Here is a 13,955-nt window from a genome sequence, read left to right as displayed (position 1 = left end):
TGAAAAATTGAGGCGGGAATGACCCAATCAATTAAGCGCCATAGCCAGTGGCGTTCAAATCTTTGCGCGTACCTGGCTTCGGTCTCCCGGCAGAAGTTTCAGCCGGGATCGCACGATTGCGCCTTGTTTGCCGCCGGTGCTGTGAAAGCGATGACCGGCGCAGATCTCGCCGCAGACTATGCCGGCCGCTATCGCACAGTCGCAGAAGGCATGGCCATGCTGCGCTCTGAGGGGGTCGCGGACCTCACTGCCTTGGTGATCCGCCATTTTGAAGAAATCCCGCCGCTTAAAGCCGGTGTTGGGGATCTCGCCTTGGTCGAAGGGGAGGGGGGGGAGGATGCCCTCGGCGTTGTGCAGGGGCCAACAATATTCGTTCTGCAAAGGAGCGGGCTCGGCCGCGTTTCCTTGGAAGCTGGTTTGAAAGGGTTTCGTGTATGAAGAACCTGTTTCTTGCGGCCTTGGTATATCTGCTGGTCTCTTCAGGGCCTGCTGACGCCGCTCCGGTAATCGCCGCCTTCCAGGCCGTTGCCGCTTTCGTGGGCACACTTGGTGTTGTCGGCTCGGCGTTGCTGCAGCTCGCGATTGGCTCGGCCATGAGCATGATTGCCAAATCCAAGATGCGCAAAGCGCAGGGGCAAAACTCTGGCATTCAGACAGAGGTGACCCTAACCGGCGGCACCAACTCTGAGAGCTTTATTCTCGGATATTACGGCACTGCCGGCACATGGGTTTGCCCGCCTCTTTCGCGCGGTGACCGCCTCAAGGTGCTGACCTATGTGATCGACCTGGCTGGCATGCCCGGACACTCGCTGGAAGATGTGTTTGTCAATGGCGAGAAACTGAAGCTGGACGGCAAAATCAAGCACGGCGAAACCGTCACCTCCAAACCGGACAGCTTCAAGGGGCTGGTGACCGTCACCTATTTTGACGGATCGCAAACCAAAGCCCCTGTCATGATGCAGCGGAACTACGGCACCGATCCAGACTTTCCGTGGACCGCTGAGATGGTCGGTCGTGGGCGCTGTTATGTGATCGTTGAATTCACGCACGATGCTAAGGTTTTTTCGGGCCTCCCTCGTATGCGCTTCGGAATGCGCGGCTTGCCGCTTCTTGATCCTCGCGTCGGCGAGGTGGTGCAGTCTGATAATCTCGCACTGTTGGCATATTCCGTCCTTCGTGGGTTCGAGTTTCCCGATGGCACCCGCTGGGGAGGCGAGGCAAGCCTTGCAGACCTCCCTCTGCCGGTTTGGGCTGCTGCCATGAATGAGGCCGATCGCCTGATCGATACCAAGGACGATAATTCGGAACCGCAGTTCCGCGGTGGCTTTGAAATCAAAATCGCAGATACAGAACCCGCTGAGGTTCTGGAGCGGTTTATGGACGCCTGTACCGGCGATCTCGCTGAAGAGGGCGGCACATGGTACGTGCGCATGGGTGCGCCTCAGGTGCCATCAGCCTTCCTGACGGATGATGATCTGATTGTTGATGCGCCGATGTCTCTGACCCCGTTTGCGGGCTTAGCAGACAGCATGAACAGTCTGACGCTGAAGTATCCGAATCCGTCCATTGCGTGGGAAGTCAGTGAGGCGGAGCGTATCTTGCGCCCCGAGCTGGAGGCGCAGCACGAGGGGCGGCGGCTGTCAGAGGATCTTTCCTTGTCGGCGTGTCCCTTCCCGCTTCAGGTGCAGCGCGTGGGGAAAGCCTATATTGAGGATGCACAGCGCGATGTGCTGCACAGCTTCACGCTCCCCCCGGATTTCGCGCATCTCCCGCCCTTGTCGGTGATCTCCTGGACGTCCGAACACAATGAGTATGACGGAAAACACTTCTCGATCGAAAAGAAGGTAATCCACCCTCATGATCTTCTGGCCTCGGTTGAGGTGCGCGAGGTCGACCCGGCTGACCACAGTTGGTCAACTGATGATGAATTGCCAGTGCCGGACGGCGTGACCCAACTGACGCCGCCGGTGTTGTTCATCCTGAACGGCGTCCGCGTTGCCCCCGTTGATATCTTGGATAGTGACGGCAACCCGCGCAGGGCTGCGATCGAGGTTTCGCAGATCCCCATCGTCGAAGGGATTGAATGGCGGGTGTTCGACTTTGCGGGCACCCGCATTGCCGACGGCGTTGCCATGGATGTTGGCGACACATTCCTGATCACGCAAGGTATCCTGCCGGGCCACACCTACTTTGTAAGTTTGCGGGTTGCTGATGAGGTCAATGTCGATTGGTCGGCCTGGTATGAGGTCGACACCAATGATGTCCGGCTCGGGCCGGACGATCTGTCAGAAGAGGTGTGGCAGTATGTTGATGGCGTGGCCGTCTCAGCGCTGAACGACTTCAATGGCAGCATGACCTACGCGCTGGAAAAGTTGGCGCAGGTGGATCTGGAAAACCGGGCTTTCGGGTTTTTGGAGGCCGCCCGAATTGAGGGAGAGGTGACTGAGAAGACAGAGGCGCTTTCGTCGGAGGTGGATGGGGTCCGCGCTGAGCTGGTGCAGAACTATGTCACCGCTGCAACGCAGGATGCAGCTCTGGCAACGCTTCAGACCAGCCTATCCGCTAGAATTGATGGCGTCTCCGCCTCTCTGTCGACCAGCTATTACACGATCTCGCAGGTCAATTCTGCGATCTCAGCCGCGCGTACATCTTTGCGAAGTGAAATCGCAGGGGTCTCCGCCACGCTAAACGCTGACTATTACACCGTCGCTGAGACCAACTCGGCCATTTCGGCGGCGACAACCTCTGTCACCAGTACCCTTGGTAGCCTGACTGCGACCGTTAACCAGGTGCAATCCTCGGTCGATGGGGTCAAAGGCACATACGGCGTCCAGGTCAACAACAACGGCGTCGTGACCGGCTTTGGTCTGGTGTCTGAGTTGATCAACGGAACTGTCTCCACCACCTTCACGGTGCAGGCCGACCGCTTTGTCGTGGCCAGCAGCTCAGGCGGGGGGGCTGTGTCGCCTTTTCTGATTTCAGGCGGCAAGGTCTACATCCGTGATGCGGTGATCCGAAACGCGTCTATCTCCAGCGCGAAGATCGGCGCGCTCGCCGTCGATACCCTGCACATCAAGGGCAAGGCGGTTGACACACGGCAGATTGCTGAGAACGCCGCCACCACCTTTTACGAGGCCACGGGCGGCAGCGGGTATAAGAGGATCCAGATCAGAAACACCCATGATGAGCCGATCACGCTCATCATTCAGGTGCTTTACGACTGTCAGGACGATGGCGGATCCAGCGCGCTGTTTGCAGGCGTGAAGATCTACAAAGAGCAGACCGCAGGCGCGAAGAATAGCCTCCTGTCTTCGGTCGGTGACAGCAGCTCCGGCGGCGGTGAAGTTGCCGCTTCCAAAGGCACTGAGGTTGTCACCACAACCATAAACCCGGGCATCACGCGATACATCTCCGCCTATCCAGAGGGCCGGATTGTTCGTCGCTGTGACATGATCATTTTGCAGAGGCAGAGATGAACGATAACCGCCACAAAAAGCTCGGACGCTTTGCAATCTACAGCAAGGACACCGGCGAAATCAGGCAGATCACTGTCTGCCCCGCTGAAGCTATCGGGGGGCAGTTGGAACCGGGGGAACACGCGCTTGCTCTGGACGTTGCCGGGGAAGCCGAATTGACCTCCCTTCGGGATCTTTCGCGGGTGCGTGTGGATCAGGGCCGGTTGGTGCCTTTCACACCGCCAGTGGATCTGGCCGCTGAAATGGCCGCGATCCGGCGGCGGCGTGACAAGCTGTTGGCTGCAAGCGACTGGACGCAGATGCCCGACGTTGCGATTGACCTGAGGGTCTGGGGATCACGTCTGGAATATCGGCGCGCCTGGCGCAAATACCGCAAGGCGCTGCGCGATCTTACCGACACCATCACCGACGTCGGAAACGTCACATGGCCGAAACCTCCCGAGAAAGGACAATAGCATGACGTGGTATCGCACGGGCACGGTCGAAATCGCCCATGGCAGCAACACCATTCAGGGCACCGGCACCAATTGGATCGAGCAGAAGTCCGGTTGGGCCATGGTGATCGAGGGCGTGCCCGGATTGGTCGAGATTGACGCAGTGGTCAGCGCGACTGAGTTGCGCCTTGTCGACCCGATTGAGGGCCAGGGCAGCGGATTGGGCTATGCCATTATCCCGACGCAGGGCCTCAGTATCCGACTGATTGGATACTTCGACCGGCTGATTGAAGAGCTGAATGCAACGCGGGCAGCATGGAAAACGGTCTTTTCCACCTTCAGCGCAACAGCATATCAGCTCTGGATTGATCAGGGCAACGCAGGGACGGTGAATGACTTCTTGCAGGCCATACGCGGCGAGCAAGGCATTCAGGGGCCTCAGGGCGTTCAAGGCGAGCGCGGCATCCAAGGTGAGCAAGGTGTGCAAGGCGAGCGTGGCGAGCAGGGCATCCAAGGTGTGCAGGGTATCCAAGGTGAGCAAGGCGAACAGGGTGTTCGGGGTGATAAAGGCGACACCGGCGCCGGTCTGAACATCAAGGGCACATTGGCCGATGTTGCGGCTCTGCCCGGATCGGGCACAGCTGGCGATGCCTGGTCTGTGCAGGGCGATATCTTCGTCTGGGACGATATCAACGCCGAGTGGGACGATGCAGGCCCCCTGCGCGGTCCTGAGGGACCAAGAGGGCAACAGGGTATTCAAGGCCCCCGTGGCCCACAGGGCGAGGTGGGGCCGGTTGGTCCAGTTGGGCCGCAAGGTATGCAGGGCATCCAAGGGCCGCAGGGTGACAAGGGCGATACGGGCCTCACCGGGCCAAGCGTCTTTGAGGTCTGGCGGCAGTCCCGTGGTGGTGTCGGCACCTTGGAGGAATACCACGACTTTCTGTCTGATCAGACCGTCTCACTGGCGCGCGCGCAGGCTGACGCTGCCAGCGCCGACCGCGCTGCCGCTGAGACTGCCCGCATCGCTTCTGAAGCCGCAGAGGCCGAGGCACAAGCCGCCGCCGCCTCTGCAACTCAATCGGCGCAAGTCCTCTCCGACAACGCTGAAATCGTGCGCCTGCTGCAACAGCACAGGGTGCGCGCTCTCTTAAATTTGGACATCTAAAGGAGACCTGAAATGTCACTTGAACTGGTCGCGCAGGCCCTCAACGAAAAGATCCAAGCAGCGGCAGACGGTGCCGGTCCTGAAGATCTCGCAATGCTGGCAACGGCTCTGGACCGCATCGGTGGCCGGGTCACCATCGCCGAAGTCATGGCGGCAGGTGCAGAGGCCAAGGTGCAGCTTTCGCAAGCGCAGGCCGAGGCCATTGCCGCAATCGTCGCTGTGAAAGACGACGTCCGCCAAGCGGCTTTGGAGTTCCAAGATACCGCCCTCAAATCAACCCAGTTTTTCGGCCTGTTTGTGGCCTCTCAGTAAAGGAAGGGAAACCCTATGCCATTTGCAAAAATCACTCTTGATGGGGTCAACACCCCAGAAATCATCGCGACCCCGGCAGGCAAGCTGCTGAATTTGAACGTCTCGGCTGTGAACACCTCGCAGGACCGCGCCGTCGTCAAATTCTACATCCATGCCGCAAATGTCGCGCCGACTGATGCCGATATCTTCGACATGGCGACCTTGGACAAAGGGGCACTGTTGGAGCGCAGCGGCGTAATCCTGCCCGAAAATATGGCTGTGTCCGCCTTCAGCGATACAGCCGCTATCAACGCATTCGCCTGGGGCCTTGAGGCTCTGGCGTAACCCAAAATCTTAGGAGAACGAACATTGGGACGTATTATCACAGGGGCGCAAAGCGCCCGCACTGGTCGCTTTAATGAAATCGCGATCTTCAACAAGGCCGGTGTATTTGACTGGATCGTGCCTGAGAACATTGACCCCGGCGTGCCAATCCGCGCGCATGTCTATGGGGCCGGTGGTGCTGGCGGAACCGCCGGTGGCACAGGTAATGGATATGGCGGCGCTGCCGGTGGCCTTGCCTTGTCCGAGATCCCGCTGTCCGCTCTGACCATTGGCGCAGCTGTCACGCTGACAATCGGCCTCGGTGCACAAACATCGACAGGTATTGGTGGCACATCATCCTTCGGGGCACTGCTGTCCGCGACGGGCGGCAACTCTGGCAATAATGACGCGGACAACCTCGGCCTTGCCGCATTCTCTGCCGGAGGTATGGGCGTTGGTGGTGATATCAACCGGCGTGGCGGTTCTGGCGGGGTTGGAAACGCCGATGCCAACAGCGGTGGCGGCGGTGGCGGCGGTGGCGCGCCTGCGCCCGGCGGCTCGGTAGATGGTTACAAAGGCGGCGATGGCGGCGGTTATAGCGGGGGTTCAGGGGCCTCGATTCTATATGAAGGGATCCGACCAGACAGCAACTATTGCTCTGCTGGCGGGTCTGGCACCGGTGGTCCCGGCTGTTCAGGCACCCCCGCAACCACCGGGTATTCGCATGGCGGTAACGGTGGCAGTGGATTGCTGGGCGCTGGCGGCAATGGTGCGGCCGCAGTAGCCTATAGCAATGCCTCACAAGCCACCACGGCAGCAGGAAGCGGTCAGGGGACTGCTATTCTTGAACCCAATCAGATCCTTTTAGGCGGCGGGGGTGGTGGTGGGTCTGCCGCCTGCGATTATTCAACATCCCGCGCCAGCACAAACGCGGGCAACGGTGGTCCGGGCGGTGGCGGTGGCAGCGCTGCGGCATTTGGCCCCGCTGGCGGTGATGCCCAAATTTTGGCGGGCCACGGCGGTCTTCTTGGCGGCGGTGGTGGCGCGGGCCAATACTGTGTTCCCGGCCACGGTGGCAATGCTGGTGGCGGTGGCGCAACCGGATACAACTACGGCTCAGATCAGGGCTACGGTTGGGGCGGCGACGGCCTGATCATCCTGCAATTCGCACTCATTCACTAAGGAGGCTCTCATGGCCTATGCAAAAATCGCCAATGGCACGGTTGTTCAGGTGCTGGACCATCTGGACGGCGTCATTCACCCCGCCCTGCATGGTGGCTACACAGAAGTGATCAGCAGCGTGACGGAGGGGATGACGACACAGGACGGTCAGTCATTCGCTTGGCCCGAAACCGCCGCCCCTGATCCGGTTGAGCCGGTCGCACCGCGCGTCCTGCCGAAACTGGTGTTCTTTCAGCGCCTCACAACTGCTGAGCGCGTCGGCATTCGCACCGCAGGTAAGACCGATCCGGTGGTCGAGGACTGGCTTGCCATGCTGGATCTGATCGAAAACGTGCATCTCGATGCGCCCGACGTCACAGCCAGCCTGGGCTATTTCGTCAGTGAAGGGTTGATCGACGCCAATCGCGTTCCTGAAATCCTCGCCTGACACCGGGCGTTGTTCTAACGCCGCCCCACTATTCCTTAAAATCTGACGCTACACGCGCTGGCCCGCTTGGACCCGCGCCAAAACTGCTGCGCGCCATCCGGCGCGCGGCATCTGCCTGCACGGCGCACCCCCTCACAAAGCAATGAAGGATAGCTGCAATGACAATTGCAATCATCGTGTTCGTCCTGGCCCAATTGGGCGATGTCATCACCACCAAACGCGCGCTTTCCCAGTCCGGTAAGCGAGAGGCCAATCCTTTCATGCGGGTTCTGTTCGACCGTCTGGGCGTCAATGGTGGCCTGGCGGTCAAAGTGCTGGTCGCCTCAGCCCTGGTCTATTGGCTGTGGTCTGAGGGTGCGGCGCTTCCCATTTGGGCTGTTGCGGTCATGACGGGCGCGGTTGCGCTGCACAATCATCGCTTGATGCAGAAAGGATGAACCCTTGTCTGTTCATCGTTTCGCAAAACAGGCGATGCCCCGGTTTCTAAAGAACCCTCGCGTCCGGCAAGATCTCTATCACGCCTCCGTCCCGATGGTTCTGGCCGTCGCCATGGCCCCGAGTAGCCTCACAGGCAGCGCGATCTTCCTGCTGGTTTGGGTGATTATTCGGTGGAGTGGTCATGGCTGAACTGCAGCAGAAATTCAATTGGATACGAGCCGTCTCGATTGTCTCGATCATCGCGCTTTTTATTGCGGATTTTGCTTTCAACATCATGGCCAAGGATCCCCCACTTTGGGCCTATGTCGTTCCCGGTCTTCTGGCCCTGGGGGTTGAGGCCAATGCTGTTGGTCGCCTGCTGATGCAGCTGGTGCGCGCCGCCGCGAGAGTTCCACAGGAGGACAAAGAACTATGAAACTCACCACCCGTGATATTCAGGCCCGTTGCGCCGCTCTGGGCTTTCACCCTGGGCCGATAGACGGACGCAGAGGGCCGCGCACCTCTGCGGCCATTCGGGCTGCTCTTGAGGCGCACAACGGCAGCACGATAACTGATCTGTTCCACAAGAGCGGGTTGCACCGGGTGCATATGCACTGGACCGCCGGAGCCAAGGGCGTGATCGAGGTGGAGCGGCGGGCTTATAACTCGCTTGTCACCCATGATGGGCAGCGGGTGCAGGGCGTGTTTCCGCCAGAGGCACAGGAAGCCTATGAGGTTGGTCGGGCGGCATCCCACACCCGCATGTTCAATCCCGGTGCGATCGGGCACGCAATGGACGCCATGACGGGTGCAAACGAGCGCCCCTTCGATAGGGGATCCGCGCCTATCACACCGCGCCAGCTTGATGCGTTCTGCCGGTGGGCTGCGGAATACAGCGTCCAGTATTGGATTCCGGTCAATGTCTACGGCATGCCGACCCATGCCGAGATCCAGCCGATATTCGGCGTGCGCCAGCGCTGGAAATGGGACATCACCTGGTTGCCTGGAATGTCGGCCCCCGGTGATCCCTTGGTGGTTGGTGAGCGCCTGCGCGACATGATCCGCGAGTGCCTGCCTGACGTGCGAGCTGCCGCATGATGCGGTGGATTGCGATCGGGGCGCTCTGTCTGGCGCTGTTGTTTGCGGGTGTGTCCTCATACCTGGTCTGGCGCAACGGGCACCTGCGCGAAGATCTGGACGCAGCAAATATTCGCCTTTCTGTGAAGACCCGCCAGCTCGAAAACACTCAGCAGGACAAGGCTGTTCTCAAGGCCCATATAAAGCGCCTGCAGGCGGATCAGTATGGGGTCGAAGCTGAACTAAGAAACCTATGGGAAAAGGAGGGATCTGATGCGCCCTTGTCTGATTTTCTTGGCGATGTCTTTGACCGGCTGTAGCTGGTTCTCCCGAGATCCCCAGCCAATCTACATAGAACGGGAAGTGCCAGGTTATCTGGTGACGCCCTGCGCTGAGCCGACGAAAGGGTCACGATCAGAGGGAGGCTTTGCAGAACTAGCGATCCGCTGGAAATTTACCGCCCGGTGCAACGCAGACAAACTCCTGAGCGTGGGCGAGTTGGTTGGGCCTCAGTAGTTGTGGGCAGATCATTTTTTCAACACGCAACCGACTGAGATCTAGCAATCGGATTGAAACTAAGATAGAGGTCTCTCCGCTTTATCGGGCGGGGGGATCGGGTGCTACCAACACCCTCTCCCATGCGGCCATAAGATTGCAATCCAACCGCACCGACTTATCGTCCAGAAAAAGCCGCCCGTCTCTCGCGAGAGCGGGCGTTTTCTATTCTGGAATCTCCAATGAATACAATGGAAAAAGTGCGGCCTGCCGCACCCGTCGCCCCGTGGCTTGGCGGAAAGAAGGCTCTCCACGGCAAGATTATCGAGCGAATTGAAGCGGTAGACCACAAAACTTACGCCGAACCTTTTGTCGGGATGGGTGGCGTTTTTCTGCGTCGCGGCTGGAAGCCGCAGCTGGAAGTCGCGAATGATTTCAACGGTGAGGTCACCAATCTGTTCCGCATACTTCAGCAGCATTATCCGCAGTTGATGGACGTAATGCGGTTTCAGATTTCCTCGCGCCGTGAATTTGAACGACTTCGGCAAGTCGATCCCAGCACCCTTACTGATCTCCAGCGCGCGGCCCGGTTTCTCTATCTTCAGCGGCAGGCGTTCGGAGGTCAGGTTAGGGGGGTATTTGGTGTCGCAGCTGACCGGCCCCCTCGGTTCAGCCTGAGCCGCCTTGAGCCTATCCTTGAAGCCGCACATGAACGGCTAGAAAATGTGGTTTTTGAGAACCTGGACTGGGCAGATCTGATCCGCCGGTACGATGGGCCGGAAACCCTGTTTTACCTTGATCCGCCCTATTGGGGTGGCGAGGATGATTACGGCAAGGGGCTATTTGATCGTTCGCAGTTTGAAAAGATCGCGACCATTCTAGGTGGCATTAAAGGAAAGTTTCTGCTGTCGATCAATGATCGGCCAGAGATCAGGGGGCTGTTCTCTGCATTCCGTTTCGAAGAGGTCTCGCTAAAATATACCGTTGCCAGCGGCGGTGCGACGGACGCCGCAGAGCTGTTCATATCAAATTTTGAGCCACGGCATTCGCTGATCTAGCCACCATGCGAGGCGGCAATTTTCATGCCGCCTCAGCTACGATTTCAGCCCGCAGCCCCAGCGCGTCGAATGCCTCTTCAACCTGTGCAAGCTTAGTTTCGTGGTTTGGATTGAACAGTCGTTCAACCTTGGTTCGAGACCAGCCAGTCATGCGCTGCAAGTCGGCGCGCGTTTTTCCCGCCTCAGAGAGCGCCCAATATATTTGGAGCTTTACACTGAGTGCCAATGGTATCTGTGCGCCATCGCTAGACGTGGGCTGGGGGATGTCCTGAAATACATCCATGCGCGCAGCAATCGCTTCCGTAACAGCATTGCGACCGTTGGCTTTCGCTTCGTCCATGTTGTCACCAAATGAGGTGACTTCTGGCAAATCCGGGCATGTCACCAGAAATGTATCGTTGTCGTCAGGGGTGAAGATAAGAGGGTAGAACATTTTGCGTTTCCTTTATGGGTGACCCCGGCCTTATTTAAGGCCGAGGTCTTTGAGGATTTTATTGTAAAGTCCGGTTCCTATCTCTTTTCTTGAGCCGTGCATTGGCAGTTGTGTAGTTCTCTTGCCTAGCCGAACCGTCTTGTGTCCACTTCCCCCCTTGTGTGTTTCGAAGGTGCATCCGTGGCGCTTTAGGATCTTCTCCAATTCTTTGCTGTTCATAGGTATATACTACACATAAGTGTGCAATCAAGTCAACAGAAGTGTGTAATTATTTTTCATGTTTCCGGCTATTGTTCGATTTTTGTTCTATTTGTATTGTGCGCTTCATGCCCGCATCCACACCACCAGTCAGAGCGCACCCCGCAAAGCCGTTCCGCAATCTCCGCGATGCTGCCCGTGATGGTCAGCTGGTTGTTCTGCGCTGCACGCTCTGCCTTCGCTGCGTTCACTATCTCGCCAAAGACCTGGCCGAGGTAGTCGGTGATAAGCACCCGGTCCACATCCCGCCATTCCCTTGTTCAAAATGCAGGACAGCGGAACATATGGTGACCTCGTGCCGGTCTCCGCATCCCGGCGATCTCGGTCAGATTATGGTTCGTCGGCCTGCCGGTTGGAAACGGATCTGGAAAACCGAACCTTTGGGCGATGTATAGCGATATTTAACATAACCGTGGTTACTGTGCCTTTTGCATCAGCAGCTTCCAGCCGTCGTTTTCCCGATCGATGCGTTGCATGAGGTCGCGCAAATACGCGCCTGGGACGTTAACCCTTTCTATTCTCTGCAAGATGTACCCCAGAAGCATGAATGCAACGGCTGGGCCTTTGGCCTTCGCTGCTGTCCATGTCGATCCTAGGTGAAGCTCAGCTGCGATCTGATCCATTCTATCGTGGCAATCGCCTGTTGATCGCGCCGTGCGGATCTCGGCGCATAGCCTCGGGAAGGTTTCTTCAATGTCGCTATCTTTTACAGACGGAATAGATTTAGTCTCTTTGTGCCCCTCAAAAGGTGTTTCGCTGTCCCTCAAAATGCTGGTCAGCTCATTATAGAGAGCATTCAGGGTTTCCTCATCTGCGCGGCGGCGGAGGATGTTTCGTGCGCGCTGTAGCAGCCCCTCAGCGCCGCTGAGGCGGGCCAAAAGCAGTTTGCAGCGGTCGCGGATCACATCAAGCCGCAACAGGCGCTCTGCGTGGTCCTTGGCGATCTGCACCAGCTCTGCGTATTTCTCGAACAGTGGTGCAAGGGAGAGACCGGAAACCGTGACCACCCTGCCCTGCCCGTCGCGCCTCGCCCAGCGTTTGCCGTTCATCGTGGTTGCGCGCTTGATCAGACCTGCGTTGACCAGGATTGTGACGTGCCGCTCGATCGTCTGAACGCTGACATGCGCCCGTGTCGCCAGGGTTTGGTTTGACGCAAAGCAGATGTGCTGGTCTGGGGCTGCGCCCAGGCTGTCGCCCGGAATCAGGGCAATCATCGATCGCAACAGGTTGAGCGATGTCGCCTTCAGCCCGAGCGGTTCGCGGGCGTCTTCAGCTGCGCGCAGCAGCTTCCATTTGCTAAATTGTGTCATGTGTAAATCTGACAAAAATCTACCGTTCACCCACGGGCGTTTTTGTATTGTGCGATTTAAGGGGGGCTGCTACGGTCCTAGGTGCTTAATCATGGACAGCGGCACTTCTTGTGTTGTCTTGTTGCCCCCCTCATCAGCTCCGCTGGTGAGGGTTTTCCTTTGCCTATTCCTCCGTTTTGCTCGTTGCCTTAAATTCCTGGTGTGCCTTGCGCAGCACTTCGTCCAGGTTCCTATCCAGCCAGTCAGCGAAAGCGCCTTTCTTGACGGAGACGCTGACCCCCTGCCCTGACTTGATGGTCACGCCCTTCAGTGGTGAGCGTTCGTTTGAAACCCGGTGCGCTGCCCCGCGCTTCGCGACGTCCTTCAGCAGCGCGTCAAGGCGCTGGTCTGATGTAAGGTCTGCCATCTGGTTGAGCTGCACCAGGGCGTGTTCTGTGGTGACCTGGCCCTTTTCAAACGCCTCGGCCAGCTTGATCCACTTGGGCCGTCCGGAGCCTGGCGCGGCACCAATCATTACCCCTACCCCGCGCGGGACGGCTTTGGTGACCCTGCGGAAATGCTGGATGGCGGTGCGGTCGACGCCAAGGACGCTGCCGACTTGCGCGGCGGTGTAATCCTGCTCGGCGATCTCTTCGGCAAATCGTGCTTTCTCATAGAAGCTCAGCCCCCGGCGGCCTGCGTTCTCCAGGCCCTTGGCCATAAGCGCGGTGTCATCGTCCATTTCCTGGATGTTGGCCTTAACGTGGATACCGAGGTCGCGGCAGGCCCGTAGCCTCCGCCGCCCGAAGATGATTTCGAAGCGGCCAGTGTTCGATTTGGACGGGCGCAGCAGAACCGGAACCTGCTGGCCGTGTTCACGGATCAGGTCTCTCAGGTGTTCAAAGGAGTTCTCGGTTTCCTCAGGTGTGACAGCTGTCACACCCTCATCGAGGCGGTCGATTGGCCCCCAATCATCAATCAGATCGGGGTCGATTTCTTCGATCGCTCTGAGGGATTTTTGAAGGGTTCGCATAACCGGGATGTGCTGACCGATGTCAGCCCCCTGCCCTGCCTCCATCGCAGTATAGGCGTTTAGCGTCTTGCGGGCCATTACTGCCTCCCCCAGCTGGTTTCCATCATCGCGCGGATCTCGGCACCCACGGCGTCCATGCTGGACCGGGCGCGGTCGTATGTGCTGCGGGTGATGTCTGATCGGTCCAGCTCGTAGACTGTCTGTTTCAGCATCGTGGCGTCTGATACAGCGGTGGATTTGTAACAGGTTGCCTGCATCAGGATGTTCGGGAACAGCGCCCGTAGGAAAGCAACCAGCTGCTGGGACGGCCCGTCTGTCGGTTCGTCCCTGGTAATCAGGAAGCGGAAATGATCGTAATCCAGCTTTGCATCATGCTGGTTGATCACGCCGATATAGGAGCTGACCAAGCGCATGAATTGGGCCGTCGAGGTCACATCCATCATGGAGGGCGTCATGGGCACGATAATCGAGGTGGCGGCGGCCATCCCGGTCAGCGTCAGGATATCTAGCTCTGGCGGGCTGTCGATCAAAACCACATCAAATCGATCTTGCACTTGAGCGATCGCGTTCTGCAGGCGCAGGAAGAAATTTTTTTT

At 58.4% G+C, this 13,955-nt stretch carries 19 protein-coding genes; 13 read left to right on the top strand and 6 right to left on the bottom strand.

Annotation, left to right across the window (positions count from 1 at the left end; translation table 11 throughout):
- Positions 1–18: 18 nt before the first annotated feature.
- The 13 genes from VWZ85_RS01140 to VWZ85_RS01080 all read left to right on the top strand — a co-directional run bounded on the left by VWZ85_RS01140 (position 19) and on the right by VWZ85_RS01080 (position 10,346).
- A complete protein-coding gene (locus VWZ85_RS01140) occupies positions 19–438 on the top strand; it encodes a DUF6950 family protein (RefSeq protein WP_416586575.1) in 420 nt (139 codons plus the stop codon).
- Positions 435–3,476 (top strand): phage tail protein, encoded by a 3,042-nt coding sequence (locus tag VWZ85_RS01135; protein ID WP_416586573.1) that lies wholly within the window; start codon positions 435–437, stop codon positions 3,474–3,476. The genes VWZ85_RS01140 and VWZ85_RS01135 overlap by 4 nt, the downstream gene beginning before the upstream one ends.
- Complete coding sequence (locus tag VWZ85_RS01130) at positions 3,473–3,931, top strand: tail fiber assembly protein (RefSeq protein ID WP_416586572.1); 459 nt, start codon at positions 3,473–3,475, stop codon at positions 3,929–3,931. Before VWZ85_RS01135 ends, VWZ85_RS01130 begins: the two co-directional genes overlap by 4 nt.
- A gap of 1 nt (position 3,932) precedes the next feature.
- Positions 3,933–5,075 (top strand): hypothetical protein, encoded by a 1,143-nt coding sequence (locus tag VWZ85_RS01125; protein ID WP_416586570.1) that lies wholly within the window; start codon positions 3,933–3,935, stop codon positions 5,073–5,075.
- A 12-nt stretch (positions 5,076–5,087) separates the two neighbouring features.
- A complete protein-coding gene (locus tag VWZ85_RS01120; protein WP_416586567.1) occupies positions 5,088–5,387 on the top strand; it encodes a hypothetical protein in 300 nt (99 codons plus the stop codon).
- A gap of 15 nt (positions 5,388–5,402) precedes the next feature.
- The gene (locus tag VWZ85_RS01115) at positions 5,403–5,711 is read left to right on the top strand and encodes a hypothetical protein (RefSeq protein ID WP_416586566.1); all 309 of its coding nucleotides are present in this window, start codon (positions 5,403–5,405) and stop codon (positions 5,709–5,711) included.
- A gap of 24 nt (positions 5,712–5,735) precedes the next feature.
- Entirely contained in the window at positions 5,736–6,872 is a 1,137-nt protein-coding gene (locus tag VWZ85_RS01110) for a hypothetical protein (RefSeq protein ID WP_416586563.1), read from the top strand.
- 10 nt (positions 6,873–6,882) lie between these two features.
- Positions 6,883–7,299, top strand: coding sequence for a hypothetical protein (locus VWZ85_RS01105; RefSeq protein WP_416586560.1), 417 nt, complete (start codon positions 6,883–6,885; stop codon positions 7,297–7,299).
- 158 nt (positions 7,300–7,457) lie between these two features.
- On the top strand, positions 7,458–7,736 hold the full coding sequence (locus tag VWZ85_RS01100; RefSeq protein ID WP_416586558.1) for a DUF5658 family protein: 279 nt from the start codon (positions 7,458–7,460) through the stop codon (positions 7,734–7,736).
- Positions 7,737–7,918: 182 nt separating this feature from the next.
- The gene (locus VWZ85_RS01095; protein ID WP_416586556.1) at positions 7,919–8,152 is read left to right on the top strand and encodes a hypothetical protein; all 234 of its coding nucleotides are present in this window, start codon (positions 7,919–7,921) and stop codon (positions 8,150–8,152) included.
- Positions 8,149–8,814 carry a peptidoglycan-binding domain-containing protein gene (locus VWZ85_RS01090; RefSeq protein ID WP_416586553.1) on the top strand — a complete coding sequence of 222 codons (666 nt, stop codon included), beginning with the start codon at positions 8,149–8,151 and terminating at the stop codon, positions 8,812–8,814. Before VWZ85_RS01095 ends, VWZ85_RS01090 begins: the two co-directional genes overlap by 4 nt.
- On the top strand, positions 8,811–9,113 hold the full coding sequence (locus VWZ85_RS01085; RefSeq protein WP_416586550.1) for a hypothetical protein: 303 nt from the start codon (positions 8,811–8,813) through the stop codon (positions 9,111–9,113). Before VWZ85_RS01090 ends, VWZ85_RS01085 begins: the two co-directional genes overlap by 4 nt.
- Before the next feature lie 426 nt (positions 9,114–9,539).
- The gene (locus tag VWZ85_RS01080; RefSeq protein ID WP_416586665.1) at positions 9,540–10,346 is read left to right on the top strand and encodes a DNA adenine methylase; all 807 of its coding nucleotides are present in this window, start codon (positions 9,540–9,542) and stop codon (positions 10,344–10,346) included.
- Positions 10,347–10,368: 22 nt separating this feature from the next.
- On the opposite strand, the gene VWZ85_RS01075 is transcribed toward VWZ85_RS01080, so the two are convergent.
- From VWZ85_RS01075 to VWZ85_RS01050, 6 genes are all read right to left on the bottom strand, one after another.
- Entirely contained in the window at positions 10,369–10,779 is a 411-nt protein-coding gene (locus tag VWZ85_RS01075; RefSeq protein ID WP_416586547.1) for a type II toxin-antitoxin system HicB family antitoxin, read from the bottom strand.
- Between the two features lie 30 nt (positions 10,780–10,809).
- Positions 10,810–10,998 carry a type II toxin-antitoxin system HicA family toxin gene (locus VWZ85_RS01070; RefSeq protein ID WP_416586545.1) on the bottom strand — a complete coding sequence of 63 codons (189 nt, stop codon included), beginning with the start codon at positions 10,996–10,998 and terminating at the stop codon, positions 10,810–10,812.
- 68 nt (positions 10,999–11,066) lie between these two features.
- A complete protein-coding gene (locus VWZ85_RS01065; protein WP_416586543.1) occupies positions 11,067–11,270 on the bottom strand; it encodes a hypothetical protein in 204 nt (67 codons plus the stop codon).
- A gap of 183 nt (positions 11,271–11,453) precedes the next feature.
- Positions 11,454–12,377, bottom strand: a complete 924-nt coding sequence (locus VWZ85_RS01060; protein WP_416586540.1) for a helix-turn-helix domain-containing protein — start codon at positions 12,375–12,377, stop codon at positions 11,454–11,456.
- Positions 12,378–12,510: 133 nt separating this feature from the next.
- Entirely contained in the window at positions 12,511–13,437 is a 927-nt protein-coding gene (gene repB, locus VWZ85_RS01055) for a plasmid partitioning protein RepB (protein WP_416586537.1), read from the bottom strand.
- On the bottom strand, positions 13,437–13,955 hold a 519-nt coding region (locus tag VWZ85_RS01050; protein WP_416586535.1), incomplete at its 5' end, for an AAA family ATPase. The genes VWZ85_RS01050 and repB, both read right to left, overlap by 1 nt.

It is taken from the genome of Phaeobacter sp. JH20_29, assembly GCF_048056175.1.
In the GTDB taxonomy this organism is placed as follows: Bacteria; Pseudomonadota; Alphaproteobacteria; order Rhodobacterales; family Rhodobacteraceae; genus Phaeobacter; species Phaeobacter bryozoorum.
Note: the sequence above shows the minus strand (reverse complement) of the source record. Positions and strands in the feature narration are given on the sequence as shown.

What these genes read in the sequence shown, in the direction of transcription:
- VWZ85_RS01140 (WP_416586575.1), top strand. Translation starts at nt 19, where the DNA reads ATGACCCAATCAATTAAGCGCCATAGCCAGTGGCGTTCAAATCTTTGC.
- VWZ85_RS01135 (WP_416586573.1), top strand. Translation starts at nt 435, where the DNA reads ATGAAGAACCTGTTTCTTGCGGCCTTGGTATATCTGCTGGTCTCTTCA.
- VWZ85_RS01130 (WP_416586572.1), top strand. Translation starts at nt 3,473, where the DNA reads ATGAACGATAACCGCCACAAAAAGCTCGGACGCTTTGCAATCTACAGC.
- VWZ85_RS01125 (WP_416586570.1), top strand. Translation starts at nt 3,933, where the DNA reads ATGACGTGGTATCGCACGGGCACGGTCGAAATCGCCCATGGCAGCAAC.
- VWZ85_RS01120 (WP_416586567.1), top strand. Translation starts at nt 5,088, where the DNA reads ATGTCACTTGAACTGGTCGCGCAGGCCCTCAACGAAAAGATCCAAGCA.
- VWZ85_RS01115 (WP_416586566.1), top strand. Translation starts at nt 5,403, where the DNA reads ATGCCATTTGCAAAAATCACTCTTGATGGGGTCAACACCCCAGAAATC.
- VWZ85_RS01105 (WP_416586560.1), top strand. Translation starts at nt 6,883, where the DNA reads ATGGCCTATGCAAAAATCGCCAATGGCACGGTTGTTCAGGTGCTGGAC.
- VWZ85_RS01100 (WP_416586558.1), top strand. Translation starts at nt 7,458, where the DNA reads ATGACAATTGCAATCATCGTGTTCGTCCTGGCCCAATTGGGCGATGTC.
- VWZ85_RS01095 (WP_416586556.1), top strand. Translation starts at nt 7,919, where the DNA reads ATGGCTGAACTGCAGCAGAAATTCAATTGGATACGAGCCGTCTCGATT.
- VWZ85_RS01090 (WP_416586553.1), top strand. Translation starts at nt 8,149, where the DNA reads ATGAAACTCACCACCCGTGATATTCAGGCCCGTTGCGCCGCTCTGGGC.
- VWZ85_RS01085 (WP_416586550.1), top strand. Translation starts at nt 8,811, where the DNA reads ATGATGCGGTGGATTGCGATCGGGGCGCTCTGTCTGGCGCTGTTGTTT.
- VWZ85_RS01080 (WP_416586665.1), top strand. Translation starts at nt 9,540, where the DNA reads ATGGAAAAAGTGCGGCCTGCCGCACCCGTCGCCCCGTGGCTTGGCGGA.
- VWZ85_RS01075 (WP_416586547.1), bottom strand. Translation starts at nt 10,779, where the DNA reads ATGTTCTACCCTCTTATCTTCACCCCTGACGACAACGATACATTTCTG.
- VWZ85_RS01070 (WP_416586545.1), bottom strand. Translation starts at nt 10,998, where the DNA reads ATGAACAGCAAAGAATTGGAGAAGATCCTAAAGCGCCACGGATGCACC.
- repB (WP_416586537.1), bottom strand. Translation starts at nt 13,437, where the DNA reads ATGGCCCGCAAGACGCTAAACGCCTATACTGCGATGGAGGCAGGGCAG.